Genomic DNA, 15,969 nt, shown 5'->3' on the forward strand with positions numbered 1-15,969 from the left:
TGGAATAGCCCTCTCTAACACTCTAATTACGTTCATTGGCTCAGTTTACGACTATCGAATCTGCGTCAATTCTGAGTGTAGAACGCGTTGTGCAGTAATGATCTGATTGGCCGCTGTTAGTCCGTAAACAGAGAACAAGCCGCCGTTTTGGTTCGGAAGGATTTCCACTTCATACTCAAATGGCGTCCCACCTAAATTCCGGGTTATCAAAGTAGATGCATTCGCATTTACGCTAAAGTTTGTGGATGAAATTATTTGTCTTGTCCCATTAAGCCGGAAGACTCGAACAACACCAGTGAGTGTTCCGCCTGTAATGTTGAGGATTTTGACTCGGACTCTAGCTGCATTTGCAGGTTGATTCCCAGTGTTCTCAATTGGCCCAGTAGTGAATGGCATTTACAACACCTCCTTTAAAATTATTTAATCTGCAGATTATAGTGTCATTCTATTCGGCTTGCTGATGAGTGAATAAACGAATATAACGATATACTATAAAAATAATTAAGAATGCCAAATACAGCGAGGAATTAGACTAGAAAATTGTGTAACCTGTCCAATACAACATGATTTACTTAGATGAAAAAACTATATAGTGAGACAACCCCTGATAGTTGAAACCATAGTTGATGATTGTAGTCCAAATAAAAGATAGAGGACTTGCCTGTTTTGTGGAGAATATTATTGTTGAGCTGCTAAAAAGGATTGGGCGTTGTAACGGAGGAAAGTCATTCAACGTCAACTATGAAAGGATGTCAGGACCATGGAATTACAGAAAGAACAAGCAGTAAATTTTCTTCAACTAATCGTCGCGGGAAAGATTGACGAGGCATATGAAAAGTACGTAAGCCCAGATCTTCGCCATCATAATCCATATTTCGCCGGGGACGCAGAATCACTCAAGCAGGCGATGAGAGAGAACGATGGCATGAGCCCGAACAAGACACTCGAAGTGAAGCAGACGATTGAAGAGGGGGAAAAGGTAATGGTTTTTTCCCACATCAAACAAAACCCTAATGATCTCGGAGGCGCAGCCGTTCATATTTTCCGCTTTTCCGAAGGCAAGATCATTGAAATGTGGGATGTCGGCCAACCAGTACCAGAAGAATCCCCGAATAAGAACGGGATGTTTTAAATCGGTGCCTGTGCACCACACAATTCGGATAATACACTACAATTGTATATTAAAAATGAGGAAGTCAATCAAATCAATGTTTGGTTGACTTCCTTTTGTATTTATATACCTAAGGTTGAATTGTCATAAATGTGTGGTGCACAGGCACCGGAACAATTCTGACTAAAAAAAGGCTTGACTTCTCAGATGAGCATGATAAGATTCAAAGCAATTACTTTTTCGTAGAAGTATTTCAATTACATAGATATTGAGAAATGGTGCAGTAATTCGATTGTGTGCAGAAACAAGAGACTGAATGGGTGGTGAAAATTCAGGCAGCAATCAGGGTGAAGTACGCCATTGGCTTTTCTCAATTTGAAATGAAGTGGATGGCCGATCTTGTATTGGCTCATCAAGTAGGGTGGTAACGCGGAGAACTCCTTCGTCCCTTTCCAAGGGATGGATGGGGTTTTTTTGTTTTTATTTTCAAACGTTCAAAAACTGTATCGTCAATGGAGAAGGAGATGTCATCAATGAAAAAGGAACTAACTTTCGTAGCTTCAATTATCCCAATATTGGCATTAGTAATCGCGGCAGCTTCATCGATTTTCATTTGGAAGGCTGGGATGCATGTCCCGTTACTTATCGGGGTGTTTGTTGCTGCAATCATTGCGAAAATTTTTGGTTGGAGTTGGCATGAAATCGAAAAAATGATGGTCAATGGGGTATCCCGGGCATTGCCCGCAGTTTTTATCTTACTGATCATCGGGATCATTGTTGGAACTTGGATTGCCAGTGGTGTGATTCCAACGATGATTTACTATGGTTTATCGATCATTGAACCTTCCTTGTTTATTCCGCTCGTGGCACTCATTACGGGTATTGTTTCGATCACATTAGGAAGCTCATTTACCTCCATTGCGACGATCGGGATTGCTTTCATGGCGATCGGAGAGGGATTGGGATTTGCCCCGGGGCTAGTCGCGGGGGCCGTCATTTCGGGGGCCTACTTTGGTGATAAACTATCGCCGTTGTCCGATACGACAAACATCGCTCCTGCAATGGCTGAAACAGATTTGTTCAGCCATATCAAACACATGCTCTGGGACACGATTCCTGCATTTGTCATTGCACTTATTTTATATTGGTTTGTCGGTCTTTCAGGTGCAGCAACACATGCTGTGGATTCAAATGGCATCGACCTAATTAAAACAGGATTGGTAGATGTATTCACCATCCATCCACTACTGTTGCTGATGCCCGTATTTACAATCATTTTGATGATGATGCGTGTACCGGCCATTCCAGCGTTAACGATTGTAGGACTGTTAGGGGCTGTGCTTGCTGTCATCGTTCAGGGCTCTTCCATTTCCTCCATCGTGCAAGTGATGACGGGTGGATTTTCAGTTGATTCAAGGATAGCAACGGTGGACTCTTTGTTGAATAAAGGCGGTCTTTTATCGATGTTGGGGACAATCGGGCTGTTAGTCATCGCCACTGCTTTAGGCGGGATTTTAGAAGAAACAGGATCTTTTGAAGTGGTCACAAGAAAAATGATAGCAGGTGTCCGTTCAACGGGAACGTTAATCAGCACGACCATTCTTTCGACTTTTGTCGTGGCATTCGCAAGTGGAGCACAATTTTTAGCGATTATATTACCGGCAAGAACATTTGTCCATACGTATAAAGAGATGGGAATCGATACGAAAAACCTTTCCAGATGTGTTGAAGCGGCGGGTACGGTAGGCATTAACCTCGTACCATGGGGTGTTCCTGCGATTTTTGCAGCAAGTACTCTAGGGGTCAGTCCAGGACAATTTATTCCTTATGCATTCTTCGCGTTTTTAGTTCCGCTGATCAATATCGTTTTCGGTTTCACCGGCTGGACCATTACGAAGAAGAGCTATCATAAGGAAAATGAAATAAAAACGAAAGGAGCAATTTCGCTATGAGCAAAGTTATTTTACACGTGTTAGGAACGGCTCAAGATGCCGGTCTTCCACATCCAAATTGTTTTTGTAAAAACTGTACGGAAGCTATAGAAAATCCAGCATTTAGACGCACCGCAGCGTCATTAGCCATTGTGCTGCCAGAGGAGAAGGCTTGGCATTTAATAGATGCAACCCCAGATATGAAAGATCAGATGGCAAGAGTGCAGATGAAGCACAATTTGCAAGGGCAGCTCATGTCGAGCATCTATTTGACGCATGCTCATCTCGGCCATTATCCCGGATTATTATTTTTAGGGAGAGAAGCGATTGGTGCAAATAAGGTGCCGGTATTGGCAGGAGTGAAAATGAAAAATCTGTTGGAGGAACAAGCGCCTTGGAGCCAATTAACAAAATTGAACAATATTGACCTGCAAGAAATACATGATGGCCAAGCAATTGCTGTTTCACCGGACATCACCGTTACGCCTATTGAAGTCCCTCACAGAAATGAGTTTTCTGAGACATTTGCGTTTTGGATCACGGGGACGAAGAAGAAAGTTTTGTACATTCCGGACATCGATCGATGGGAACAATGGGACAAGGACATATACGAAGCGTGCAAGGAAGCGGACATCTGCTTACTTGACGGCACATTTCATTCCACTGAAGACCTTGCAAAAATCGGCCGGGATTATCGGGAAATTCCTCATCCGCTCATGACCGAAACAATGGACCGATTACAAGATCTAGTGGACCAAACAGAGATTTATTTCATTCACCTCAATCACTCGAATCCCGCGCTTGATAGGGACCGAACGGTTCGGAAGGAGCTTGAAATGAAAGGCTTCCATATTGCGGAGGAAGGTATGGAGTTTGTTCTATGACATTGGTACAAACCTATAAAGTTTAGTATACTCATGGAAACTATTTGCGAGAGGGGATAGTGGAATGAAAATTGGATATGAGGAAGGCATCATTTATGATTTCAATAAGGTGCATAAGCCGATTCGGACGATTGCAGCTGGTTCGACGGTGACGATTCAAACGTACGATTGTTTTCAAAATCAGATTCAATCTGCGGATACGGAAGTGACTGCGATCGATTGGGATAAAATCAATCCGGCGACGGGACCGCTTTACGTCGAAGGCGCAATGCCGGGCGATGTGCTGAAAGTGAAGATCGAGAGAATCGATATCGGGGACCAAGGCGTCATGGTCGTCGGTCCGGATCTAGGTGTAATGGGACACGCTCTATCGAAAATGGAATCAAAAATATTGCCGATCCAAGATGGCCATGTCCAGTTCAATGAGTTGCAAATCCCTGTGAATAAAATGATCGGCGTCATCGGCGTTGCACCTGAAGGGGAAGGTGTGAATTGCGGAACACCTGGCGCGCATGGCGGAAATATGGATAATAAAATGGTGACAGAAGGGGCGACGTTGTACTTTCCGGTGTTTGCGGAAGGTGCGTTGTTCGCGCTCGGCGATTTGCATGCCGCGATGGGCGATGGCGAAGTGAGTGTGTCGGGCGTTGAAGTTGCTGGGGAAGTAACCGTGACCCTCGATGTTATTAAAGGAATGTCCTTGCATAATCCGATGTTAGAAAATGAAGATGTATTCACGCAAATCGTGTCCGCTCCGACTCTCGACGAAGCAGCAAAAACGGCCGCGGTGGAAATGATTGAGCGCATCGCAGACAAGTCGTCTCTTCCTGTAAGTGAAGTGACGATGTTAATGAGTGCTGTCGGACAATCGGAAATATGCCAAATCGTCGACCCGCTCATGACGGCAAGATTCGTCGTGCCGAAATGGGTGCTTGATCAGTTGGGCGTTACATTTTTTGAATAAAACCAAGCAAGAACGATCCGCGCCCAAAGTGGCGAGTTGCGTGTCCAAAGCCAGTGGTCCGCATCCAAAGCGGAATTCTATAAGCTAAATATAAACAGGTGAAGGGATTTCCCTCACCTGTTTTTTACTGTTCTCTATCATCCCGCTGTTCTTTTCGCGCTTTTGCGTCAAAGTCTTCTGCAAATTCCTGTGTGCGGTTTTCGCCTGGGTTATTCGTATTGCTGTTTGTGTTGTGTGCCTCTTTGTAAGTGTCAAAGCTATTATGCGTTCTCTCATTCATTGTCTTCTTATTGTTTTTATTCATCGACCGTTCACCTCCTACACGTACTATGCACGCTAGCGAAAGATGTATACGTTGCTGGCCGCAATGAAAAGAAGGGATTGGAAATGCATTTGGCGAAAGATGGGTTGTGGGATTTATTAACATTGGGGGAAGCGAAATGGACTATGATGTCATTGTAGTGGGAGCCGGCCTTGCCGGTTTGGTGGCGACTTCGGAAGTGATTAAAGCGGGGAAGCGAGTGCTTTTACTAGACCAAGAGCCGGATACGTCAATGGGCGGGCAGGCGTGGTGGTCGTTCGGGGGATTGTTTTTAGTCGATTCGCCGGAGCAGCGGAGGCTTGGCATAAAAGACTCAAAGGAGCTCGCTTGGCAAGACTGGATGGGAAGTGCGGGATTCGACCGGCTCGATGATGAAGATCATTGGGCGATGAAATGGGCGGAAGCGTATGTGGACTTTGCTGCGAATGAAAAAAGAGATTGGCTTCATTCGCTTGGCGTCCGGTTTTTCCCGGTCGTCGGCTGGGCGGAAAGAGGGGGCTATTTAGCTGAAGGGCACGGCAATTCAGTGCCGCGATTCCATATTACGTGGGGAACGGGACCTGGGCTCGTGAAACCGTTCGAGCAAATGGTCCGTGAAGGGATGTCCAAAGGGCTTGTCGACTACAAGCCGCGGCATCAGGTGGATGAGCTGCTTGTTGAAAAGGGAGCAGTTGTCGGTGTGAAAGGATCTGAACTCGAACCGAGCGACGCAGCGAGAGGGGAAAAGAGCTCCCGAACGATCATCGGGGAATTTACATACGGGGCTCCTGCAGTCGTTGTGACGAGCGGCGGGATCGGTGCGAACTTCGATCTCGTCAGGGAAAACTGGCCAACACGATTAGGGGAGCCCCCGAATCAGATGATTTCAGGTGTGCCAGCCCATGTCGATGGGCGGATGCTTGCGATAACGGAAAACGCTGGCGGGAGGATTGTGAATAAAGATCGGATGTGGCATTACACGGAAGGCATCCGGAATTGGAGTCCGATCTGGCCTTTCCACGGCATCCGCATCTTGCCGGGGCCGTCATCCATCTGGCTGGACGCGGAAGGGAACCGTTTCCCTGCACCTAATTTCCCGGGCTTCGACACGTTGGGGACGTTGCAGGCGATCAAGGAAACGGGCTATGACTATTCGTGGTTCATTCTCACTGAAAAGATCATTGAAAAGGAATTTGCATTGTCCGGCTCTGAACAGAATCCGGATTTGACAGGGAAGAGCATTAAGAAGGTCCTGTCGAGGGTGCTTCCGGGTCCGCCGGCACCAGTGAAAGCGTTCATGGATCACGGTGAAGACTTCATCGTGGCGGAAACGTTAGAAGAATTGGTGGCTGGAATGAACCGTGTCGCGGGGAACGACTTGATCGATGCCAGCAAGATCGAGCGGCAGCTGCTTGCAAGGGACCGGGAGATGGATAATACATTCACGAAGGACTTGCAAATTACGGCGCTCCGCGGGGCGAGAAATTATATTGGCGATAAGCTGATCCGCGTTGCGAAACCACATAAGCTGCTCGACCCGAAAAACGGACCATTGATAGCGGTCAGGCTCAATATTTTAACCCGGAAAACATTGGGAGGGCTTCAAACGGATTTGTCCGGACGTGTGTTAAATGAATCCGGCAATCCCGTTCCCGGATTATACGCGGCAGGGGAAGTCGCCGGCTTCGGAGGCGGTGGAGTGCATGGATACCGCGCGTTGGAGGGCACTTTTTTAGGGGGCTGCCTGTTTGGTGGAAGGATTGTCGGGCAAACTCTTTCCGAATAAAGAAGGAGTTTTGCCACGTAACATTGAATGAAGGAATAATGACAGAAAAAAGGGGAAGAGAACATGACGGTTGAACAGTTTTTGGTGGAGCAAAATAAAACGATCAGGGATTTGCATTTGACTAGCGCAAGCAGTTCTTGGATGGCTGCGACGACGGGGGAAGCCGAGTGGAATCAAAAGACGGCGGAGGCGCAAACGGAATTTAATACGTATCTTTCGAATCCGGAACGTTTCGAGCAAGTGAAGGAGTACCTTGCTCAAGATGATTTGACGGCAATCCAGCGACGCCAGCTCGAAAGTCTCCATACCGGTATGGCGGGAAAACAGATTCCGGAAAAGGACTTAAAGGAAATGGTGGAGCTCTCGACGGAATTGATTGGCGTCTTCAACACGTTCCGCGCGACGATCGACGGAAAGCCGGTATCGGAAAATGACGTCCGGGAGATTTTAATTAAAAGCAATGATTTGGCAGAACGCGAAGAGGCGTGGCACGCAAGCAAGCAGATCGGAAAGGAAGTCGAGGAAAAGCTATTGATCCTCGTGAAGAAACGGAATGAAGTTGCGCGCTCGCTAGGTTTCGAAAACTATCACCAAATGAGTTTCGAGCATCAGGAACTGGACCGGGATGAAATCTTTTCAATCTTCCACAAGCTGAAGGACCTTTCTGACGAACCGTTCCGTGAAATGAAGCAGGAATTGGACAGTGAACTCGCTGAGCGCTTCGGCATTTCAATCGACGAGCTTCGTCCATGGCATTATGCGGATCCGTTTTTCCAAGAGGCGCCGCCTTCCAAGGATCTGGACTTGGATCCGTTTTATGAAGGAAAAGACCTCGAGAAGCTGACGATTGCAACGTTCGAAAGCATGGGCATGGATATTACGGATATGCTCGCGAAAAGCGATATGTATCCGCGCGATAAGAAAAACCAGCATGCGTTCTGCACGGATATCGACCGTGAAGGCGACGTCCGCGTTCTATGCAACAATGTGCCTTCTGATTATTGGTCCGTCACGACGTTGCATGAGTTCGGCCACGCGGTTTATTTCAAATATGTCGATCGGGAGCTTCCATTCCTGTTAAGGACTTGCGCACATACGTTGACGACGGAAGCGATTGCGATGCTCTACGGCCGTTTCGGGAAGAATCCTGCTTGGCTGCAACAGTTTTTAGGGTTGGATAAAGCTCAAGTGGAGGAATTGACGCCGCTTATCGAGGAATCTTTACGCAGGCAAATGTTCATTGCTGGCCGCTGGATCATGACATTCACGTTCTTTGAGCGCGAGTTGTATGAAAATCCGGATCAAGATTTGAACGAGCTTTGGTGGAAGATCGTGAAGGACGTCCAGTTTGTGAACCCGCCGGAGAACGTCGACTACCCACATTGGGCGGCGAAGATCCATTTCACGCTCGTCCCGGTGTATTATCAAAACTATTTGCTCGGCGAGTTGACAACGTCTCAATTACAGTCCTATATCGAGAAGAACATCTCAACCGATCTGTTCACGCCTGAAGTCGGCGCGTATTTGGTGGAAGAGTATTTTAAGCCGGGCGCGCTCTACCCGTGGAATGAAAAGATCGAAAAAGCGACAGGTGAAAAGTTGAATCCGCAATATTTCATTGACCAATTCGTGACGAAAGCGCTCGTATAAATAACATATGCCGAACAAGATATGGAATCTCGTTCGGCATTTTCTTATCTTCTTTTCTTTTTCGGATCTAGCGCGGCCGTCTTGCTTTTATCAACAATCTTTTCGAATTCCACAAACACATAATATACATTTTCCTTTATTTCCTCGACGTTCGTCACTTTACCTTTGCGCCCTTTGAGGTTCACACTGTCATCGATGGAAGGGATTGTTCTGAGCACTTGATTGAGCACGTAATTGTTATTTTCGTAGAAATGAATGGCATACATAATTCGAATCTCCTTTAGTAGTGTGATAGTTGGAATCCATTCATTTTATGATTGTCCAAGGGATTTAGAACAAAGGATTTTTAGCGAGCCGTGTCGAATAAAAGGAATAACGACAGGTTGAAAAAGGGAGTGGTATGGATGAAGCTTGCAGAGGCATTGATTGCCCGTGCGGATTATCAAAAAAGGAACGAGCAGCTGAAAAGGCGAATCAGTCTTAACTTGAAAATCCAAGAGGGCGAAGAGCCTGCAGAGGATCCAAATGAAATGTTGGCGGAGCTTGACAGCAATATAAAAGAATTGACGACATTGATTCAGCGGATCAATAAAACAAATTGCTCTGTTCAATTCGATGAATCGCGCACGCTTGCAGATGCCTTGGTCGAACGTGACCAGAAGTGGGACAAGCGGTTGGTCCTTGCAAAAATTGCAGAGGAAGCATCAATCCGAAACGACCGATATAGCCGAACTGAAATCAAGATTGTCAGCACCGTTGACGTTTCAGCTATTCAAAAGCAAGTTGACCAATTATCGAAAGAGTTCAGGGAGCTCGACACGAAGATTCAAGGTTTGAATTGGAGCATTGATTTGTTGTAAGCGGGCAAGCCCATAATTTAACAAAACTATATTGATTTGCAAGTCGGTAGCTGCATCGCAAAGGTGAGTACAAACCCGCCAACTGGGATAGTTGGACTAATGGTAGGTAGATGGGGCTATACCAATCGGTTCGAAGCCGTCATGAACAATTGAAGCCCAGTACCGTGACATATGTACAAATTAATGTAATTGTAACGACCATGTACTAATTTGCAAAGGCAGTGAGGGTGGGGTTGGGGACTTGATTTTGTAAATAAAAGATTGGCGGCGGACACCCAGTGCAATTGGATGTCCGCCGTTTTTTATTCATTTCCTTCATTTAAAATCGACCGGACAATATGGATTGAATTCCATTCGCCGAATGAAAAATAGGTGATCGGATATTTCTTAGTGAAAAGCCGCGCATGGATTTCTTGCACTTCGTACCCTTTCTTGCGCAGGGCAAGCGTATTCTCCCGCAGTTCCTGTAAATAGGCAAGTTTCTTCTGCAACGCCATGCGCCCGTCCTTCACATATCCTGCATGGCAGCAAAACAATTCCCCGAAGTCATACGACAGCGCCTTTTCGAGTGAGCTGATAATGGTAGGAATGCTTTCATCACGTAAAATGAGTTTTGTTTTAGGATGTATATATAAATCCCCGGAAAAAAGCTGTCCCTCTTCTTTATTCAGAAAGGCTAGATGATCTTTTGCATGTCCTGGTGTTGCGATAACCGTCCAATCAGCGTTTCTTGAACGGAATGTTTCCCCGATTGGCTGTGCTTCAAAAGGTTTTCTTCTTCCCCAGAAAAATTTTCGATAGAAGGGGTAGTCCGCTTTTCGGGCACAATCATTAATCGCCATTTCATTCATGAAAATAGGCAGGTTCAATTCCGATTGCAAGTACTGTGCGCCTCCCGAATGATCCTCATGGGCATGCGTAATGACGACTTTGTCAACGTCTGCTTGCGCAAAGAAAGCTTTGAACTCCTCCGCTAGTGATTGGGAGCCGGTATCAATAAGCACCCCATCTGTTTCAAAACAATGCACATTCAACTTTACATTGTTCAAACGAACGACACCGTTGACAAATCTGACATTGCTAATTTCATCTACCATTGATTTCGTTTTCAAGAACAAGAGCTTCACCCCTTATCGTCTCATGATTCACTTACTAGTAGACTACCATATCGTGAATGATTATTCATTCATTAATGAATAGTCTTTTAAATAAAGGATTTTCACTCGCATAAATCGAATATAGTAGCAAAAAGGGGGTTGCGATATGTCGATCGGAACAGAATATTTACGTGTCATTCGGGAACGGTTCACGGCCATAAAAGGGCAAGGAGAAAAGACTTTCGCCCAATTGGATGAAGGTGGCTTTCACTGGACGATGAACGACTCGTCAAACAGTATCGCGGTTCTTATCCAGCATATAAGCGGAAACATGGTATCGAGGTGGACGGATTTCCTGACGACGGACGGTGAAAAGCCGGACAGGAATCGGGATGGGGAATTCGAGGCGAAACAAATGTCCAAGGCGCAATTGCTGGATTGTTGGGAGCATGGCTGGGGAGTATTTTTGAATACCTTGGAAAGTTTGAATGAGCAAGACTTGGAAAAAACTGTTCATATTCGCGGCGAAGCACATTCCGTCATCGACGCGATTGAACGTCAAATGGCGCATTACGCTGCCCATGTCGGACAAATCATGTTCATCGGGAAGCAGATCACAGGGGAGCAGTGGAAGAATTTGAGCATTCCGAAGGGGGAGTCAGACGCGTATTTGGCTAAGATGCTGAAAGGGAAATGAAAAGTATCTGTTTTTTCAAGATCAAGCTCCCTGGCGCTTAAAAAAACAGCAATATGTATATGTCCTGCCAACCAATGGGAATCCTACCTATAGTACATAGTACAGGAGGGCAAGATATGAACAGTCAAAGCAATGGAAAACTGCCGGAGCATCCGGAACCGTTCTGGAGGACGAGTGTTGAATTTCCGTCTTTTCCAAGTTTGAAGGAAGACCTTGAAGTGGATGTCATCGTCGTTGGAGCAGGCATCACGGGCATTACATCCGCGTATTTATTGGCAAATGAAGGACTTAAGGTAGCGGTCATTGAAGCGGACAAAGTGTTGAACGGGACGACGGGACATACGACGGCGAAAGTTACGGCGCAGCATGATTTGATTTACGATGAGTTCATTCAAAACATGGGAAGAAGTACAACGAGAATGTATTACGAAGCGAATATCGAAGCGCTTGAATTCATCAACAAAACGGTGGAGGAACAGGGGATTGACTGCGATTTCACTAGAGAGGATGCATATATTTACTCTGTTTCTGAGAAGTATGCCCGCAAAATTGAGAAGGAAGCGGAAGCTTATGAAAAGCTTCATATTGATGGCGGTTTAGTCGATAGCATTCCTTTTGATATTGACAACGTGCAAAATGTCCTCGTCATGAGGAACCAAGCCCAGTTTCACGTCACCAAATATTTGGTTCACCTGATTGATTTATTCACACAAAAGGGCGGTCAGCTTTTTGAGGATACAGTCGCTGTCAATATTGAGACGGGCGAGCGGCCGGTTGTGCTGACGCGTGGAGAGAAACGGATCAGCGCCAAGCATGTTTTGATATGTACCCATTTTCCGTTTTACGAAGGAACAGGTCTTTATTCGACAAGGATGTATGCCGACCGTTCGTATGCGCTTGCTGTAAAGACGAAAAAACCATTCCCTTCAGGCATGTACATTAGCGCGGATGATCCGACCCGTTCGTTACGGTCTGTCAAAGACAATAACGGCGAGGAATTGGTTCTCATCGTTGGGGAGAACCATAAAACTGGTCAAAATAAAATGGAAACAATGGAGCATTACAAAGCGTTGGAGCAATTCGGCGAAGAGATTTTCGGTCTTGAAAAAGTCGTTCAAAGGTGGTCGGCGCAGGACTTGGTCACGTTGGATAAACTTCCTTATATCGGTGAAATAACGTCAGGAAATCCGAACATCCTTATCGCAACGGGCTTCCGGAAGTGGGGAATGTCGAATGGTACCGCCGCTGCATTGCTGTTCCGCGATATGGTCACAGGTAAAGAGAACAAGTTTGAAAAATTGTATACACCATCGAGATTCTATGCACATCCAAGTTTGAAAAATTTCCTCGTCCAAAACGCGAACGTTGTAGGGCAATTGATCAAAGGGAAGCTTGAATCACCGAATACAAGACCGGATGATTTAGCTAAAGGGGAAGGCAAGGTCGTGACACTTGACGGGCATCGGAAAGGCGCTTACCGGGATGATGATGGAAAAATCCACATCGTCGATACGACGTGCACCCATATCGGATGCGAAGTCGAATGGAACAGCGGCGACAGGACGTGGGACTGCCCGTGCCACGGATCTCGCTTTAAACCGACAGGCGAAGTGATTGAAGGGCCTGCGGAAAAGCCGTTGCAGACGTATGATTATACGATGTTGGATAATTTGACATCAGAGGATTCGGGATATTGAATGAAAAACAACCTATCTTGGCGAAAGCCGGATGGGTTGTTTTGATTATACGGTTTAATGTAAAAGGATTTTCTCCGTGATGAATCGAATAGTAAGAAGAGAACAAACGGAGGTGGAAAGATGAATACAGCAATCACATCAAAGATGAAAATAAATAAACCGGCAAGTGACGTGTTCGAGGCGATTGTCGATCCTGGGAAAATGGGCGGCTATTGGTTTTCTTCGGGGACGGCGAGAGTCGAACAAGGGAAGACGATCACGTGGAAGTATGAGGAATATGGTGCTGAAGGGGATATCCATGTTTTGACTGTCGAGGAAAACAAGAAGATTGTTTTTAATTGGGGAGATACGACGGTCACGATGGCGTTCCATGAAGCGGATGGAAGTACGATTCTGGAAGTGACTGAGTCGGGCTTTAAGACGGATGACCCCGAAATCGTCAATAAAATGCTTGACCAAAAGGGAGGCTGGGTCTACATGCTCACTTGCTTGAAGGGATATGTGGAGAACGGCATTACGACGTTGCGGGCTTCGTTGGTTCATTAAATGAAGAGATTGCAGGAGAAGCTGGAGGCTAGTTTGAAGAACGCGATGGGGTCATGGTCAGTTGCAGTGGAGGACGTAAATGAAGGTGTCTCGTTTTCTTTGAATGGCGATGAATCCGTTTACGCGGCCAGCCTCATAAAAGTGCCCATCATGGCGGCGGTGTTTGCGGCGGCGGAGGAAGGTGGTCTCCGGTTAGGGGATCGTTTGCCGCTGCGAAGGGATGATATGGTCGGCGGAAGCGGTGTGCTGCAGTTCATAACGCCCGGCATTGAGTTGCCGATTTATGATTTAGTGACATTGATGATCATCCAAAGCGATAATACTGCAACGAATATGTTGATTGATGCAGTCGGAATGGAAAAGATTCAAGCTGTAATGACCGAGATAGGGATGGAACGAAGTGAAATCCATCATAAACTGATGATTGTTCAAGCGAATCGGGTGAATAGTAATGAAATAACGGCATCTGACATGAACGGTTTATTGACGCAAATTGCGCGTGGCCAGTGTGTTTCGTTGCACGCTTCCGAGCAGATGGTCCGCATTATGAAGCATCAGCAGCTTTCGAATGGCTTGATTGACAGCTTGCCAGCGAAAAACTCTTCCATCGTCGGTGTCATTCCGGATTGGGAGTTTGCCGGGAAAACGGGCAATGTCGAGGGGATCATGCATGAATGTGCGCTGCTTTATGTTCATGGACGCTGCATGGCGGTTACAGTGCTGTCCAAAGGATGTGTAGAGGATGAGGCGCGGGAGATGATTGCGCAAATCGGTAGTGAAGTGTACGCATATGCCAGATAAGGATAATTCCTTATCTGGTTTTTTCATTTATGCGTTTCTGCGGCGATTTATGTGCGCATTTGCGGATTTATGCGCAAATTTTGGAGTTTATGGACTTCTAGGGCGTTTTATGCGTGAAATAAAGGATTTATGCGTTTTTGCTCACCGGGGGAGGACGCCACGACGGGAAAAGAGGGAAATCCATCACCGTGGCGAATACCCTTAGTATGAAATCGTAATTAGGGGGAATGAACATGGGAGATACAGTGGCAGTTAAGCCGTTTGAGACGTACGCGCAAGAATATGTCGGGAAGCATTTGATTCCGGGGGCAATAATCGGCATTGATTCAGACGTGCAGCGGATTTACGAGCTGGTATTTGGCTATCGGAATGCGGAACAGCAGCTGCCTGTGACGGGGGATACGGTTTTTGGGATCGCTTCGATGACGAAGTCTTTTACGTGCGCTGGTATTATGAAGCTTCAGGAAGCTGGGAAATTGTCGGTGCATGACAACATCGTCGATTACTTGCCTGAGTTGAACAAGTCAGGCGGGCAAGTAGAGCGGATCACGATTCATCATCTGATGACGCATACGGCAGGCTACCCGCCGCTTGCGACGCATGTGTATGCACGGAAAAATAGCATCGAGCAAGATCCTTCCGCGAAAGATTACGGATTGGACTTGTTGAACAATCCGGGTCCGCATATCGAGACGTATGATGAAATGCTCGCGTTCATGGCGAATGAGGACTTTGAATGGCTCGGAGAACCGGGGCAGTTTTACAGTTATTCGAATGATTCGTACGGGCTGCTCGGCGTCATTATTAGCAGGGTGAGCGGACAACCTTATGAGCAGTTCATCGAGGAGAATATTTTGAAGCCAGCTGGCATGAAAAACAGCTTTTTTGACATGCGGCTGTTGAACGAAAAGGAAGACGTAACGACGCTCTACATGAAAGCGAAGGACGGTTCGCACGTTTACGAGGCGCCGCTTTGGTGGGATGCGCCGTCAATGCGTTCAGTCGGTTATTTGAAGTCGACGGCAAATGACATTCTCCGTTATTTAGAAATGTATTGGAATGAAGGCGTCGTAGGTGGAACGCGGATTTTATCGAAAGAAAGCATTGAGCAAATGATTCATCCGCACGTCGAATACGAGCCTGGCAGATGCTACGGCTATGGGCTCCGAATCGTCCCCGATTATTTCGGCTCCACGTTGATCAGCCACGGGGGTGGATTGAAAGGCGTCTCTTCGTATATGTGTGCAATTGTCGAGAAAAAGAAGGCGGGCGTCATTTTGACGAATGTTTCAGATGTGCCTGCAGGCGATTTGCTGATGAATGCGATGAATGTCACAGAAGGCAGGGAGCTGGATGCATCTTATTCAACGTATGAAGTGCAGGAGATCGATGCTGAGGAACTTCAGAAGTTCGTAGGGTCTTTCATTTCCAGCGAGGGGATGAATGTGCAGGTGGCGCTGAATGAAGGGAAGCTCACGATCGAGTCGAATGAAGCGTGCAGGACGTTGAAGTGCATCGGGAAAAACTTTTTTATCGATGAGGACGAGAAGGAAGGCATTTTGCAGTTCCTTGAAAATAGTTGCGGGGAAATTGAGCGGATCGTCTATGGAGGAAGGCATATTATGAAGCAAATTATATAAATGG

At 46.4% G+C, this 15,969-nt stretch carries 16 protein-coding genes; 12 read left to right on the forward strand and 4 right to left on the reverse strand.

Going from position 1 to position 15,969, the window contains the following annotated elements:
* Positions 1-51: 51 nt before the first annotated feature.
* Positions 52-396, reverse strand: coding sequence for an ATPase (locus tag AB1K89_RS12525; RefSeq protein WP_413055052.1), 345 nt, complete (start codon positions 394-396; stop codon positions 52-54).
* A 364-nt stretch (positions 397-760) separates the two neighbouring features.
* On the opposite strand from AB1K89_RS12525, the gene AB1K89_RS12530 reads away from it, so the two are divergent.
* The 4 genes from AB1K89_RS12530 to AB1K89_RS12545 all read left to right on the forward strand — a co-directional run bounded on the left by AB1K89_RS12530 (position 761) and on the right by AB1K89_RS12545 (position 4,890).
* On the forward strand, positions 761-1,132 hold the full coding sequence (locus AB1K89_RS12530; RefSeq protein WP_413055053.1) for a nuclear transport factor 2 family protein: 372 nt from the start codon (positions 761-763) through the stop codon (positions 1,130-1,132).
* A gap of 512 nt (positions 1,133-1,644) precedes the next feature.
* Complete coding sequence (gene nhaC / locus AB1K89_RS12535) at positions 1,645-3,063, forward strand: Na+/H+ antiporter NhaC (protein ID WP_413055054.1); 1,419 nt, start codon at positions 1,645-1,647, stop codon at positions 3,061-3,063.
* Positions 3,060-3,926 (forward strand): MBL fold metallo-hydrolase, encoded by an 867-nt coding sequence (locus AB1K89_RS12540; protein ID WP_413055055.1) that lies wholly within the window; start codon positions 3,060-3,062, stop codon positions 3,924-3,926. Before nhaC ends, AB1K89_RS12540 begins: the two co-directional genes overlap by 4 nt.
* 64 nt (positions 3,927-3,990) lie before the next feature.
* On the forward strand, positions 3,991-4,890 hold the full coding sequence (locus tag AB1K89_RS12545) for an acetamidase/formamidase family protein (RefSeq protein ID WP_413055056.1): 900 nt from the start codon (positions 3,991-3,993) through the stop codon (positions 4,888-4,890).
* A gap of 124 nt (positions 4,891-5,014) precedes the next feature.
* Here the strand turns inward: AB1K89_RS12545 and AB1K89_RS12550 are convergent, their stop codons facing one another.
* The gene (locus tag AB1K89_RS12550; protein ID WP_252504316.1) at positions 5,015-5,194 is read right to left on the reverse strand and encodes a hypothetical protein; all 180 of its coding nucleotides are present in this window, start codon (positions 5,192-5,194) and stop codon (positions 5,015-5,017) included.
* Positions 5,195-5,330: 136 nt separating this feature from the next.
* Here AB1K89_RS12550 and AB1K89_RS12555 point away from each other — a divergent pair, with 136 nt between their 5' ends.
* Together AB1K89_RS12555 and AB1K89_RS12560 are read left to right on the forward strand one after the other, a co-directional pair.
* Positions 5,331-6,977: an FAD-binding dehydrogenase gene (locus AB1K89_RS12555; protein WP_413055057.1), complete on the forward strand. Its 1,647-nt coding sequence runs from the start codon at positions 5,331-5,333 to the stop codon at positions 6,975-6,977.
* A 63-nt stretch (positions 6,978-7,040) separates the two neighbouring features.
* Entirely contained in the window at positions 7,041-8,627 is a 1,587-nt protein-coding gene (locus tag AB1K89_RS12560; RefSeq protein WP_413055058.1) for a M2 family metallopeptidase, read from the forward strand.
* A gap of 44 nt (positions 8,628-8,671) precedes the next feature.
* On the opposite strand, the gene AB1K89_RS12565 is transcribed toward AB1K89_RS12560, so the two are convergent.
* Positions 8,672-8,893 carry a hypothetical protein gene (locus AB1K89_RS12565; RefSeq protein WP_413055059.1) on the reverse strand — a complete coding sequence of 74 codons (222 nt, stop codon included), beginning with the start codon at positions 8,891-8,893 and terminating at the stop codon, positions 8,672-8,674.
* A gap of 138 nt (positions 8,894-9,031) precedes the next feature.
* Between AB1K89_RS12565 and AB1K89_RS12570 the strand changes: the two genes are divergently transcribed.
* Entirely contained in the window at positions 9,032-9,487 is a 456-nt protein-coding gene (locus AB1K89_RS12570) for a DIP1984 family protein (RefSeq protein WP_413055060.1), read from the forward strand.
* A gap of 302 nt (positions 9,488-9,789) precedes the next feature.
* Here AB1K89_RS12570 and AB1K89_RS12575 read toward each other — a convergent pair whose 3' ends face one another.
* Positions 9,790-10,605, reverse strand: a complete 816-nt coding sequence (locus AB1K89_RS12575) for an MBL fold metallo-hydrolase (RefSeq protein WP_413055061.1) — start codon at positions 10,603-10,605, stop codon at positions 9,790-9,792.
* 145 nt (positions 10,606-10,750) lie between these two features.
* On the opposite strand from AB1K89_RS12575, the gene AB1K89_RS12580 reads away from it, so the two are divergent.
* The 5 genes from AB1K89_RS12580 (at position 10,751) to AB1K89_RS12600 (ending at position 15,965) form a co-directional block, all read left to right on the forward strand.
* Positions 10,751-11,281: a DUF1572 family protein gene (locus AB1K89_RS12580; protein WP_413055062.1), complete on the forward strand. Its 531-nt coding sequence runs from the start codon at positions 10,751-10,753 to the stop codon at positions 11,279-11,281.
* A gap of 116 nt (positions 11,282-11,397) precedes the next feature.
* Entirely contained in the window at positions 11,398-12,978 is a 1,581-nt protein-coding gene (locus AB1K89_RS12585) for an FAD-dependent oxidoreductase (RefSeq protein WP_413055063.1), read from the forward strand.
* A gap of 120 nt (positions 12,979-13,098) precedes the next feature.
* Positions 13,099-13,524, forward strand: coding sequence for an SRPBCC family protein (locus AB1K89_RS12590; protein ID WP_413055064.1), 426 nt, complete (start codon positions 13,099-13,101; stop codon positions 13,522-13,524).
* The gene (locus AB1K89_RS12595) at positions 13,525-14,325 is read left to right on the forward strand and encodes a serine hydrolase (protein ID WP_489686569.1); all 801 of its coding nucleotides are present in this window, start codon (positions 13,525-13,527) and stop codon (positions 14,323-14,325) included.
* A gap of 233 nt (positions 14,326-14,558) precedes the next feature.
* A complete protein-coding gene (locus AB1K89_RS12600; protein ID WP_413055066.1) occupies positions 14,559-15,965 on the forward strand; it encodes a serine hydrolase domain-containing protein in 1,407 nt (468 codons plus the stop codon).
* Positions 15,966-15,969: the final 4 nt, after the last annotated feature.

Origin of the sequence: Sporosarcina pasadenensis, assembly GCF_047228845.1 — a bacterium.
Classification (GTDB): Bacteria; Bacillota; Bacilli; order Bacillales_A; family Planococcaceae; genus Sporosarcina.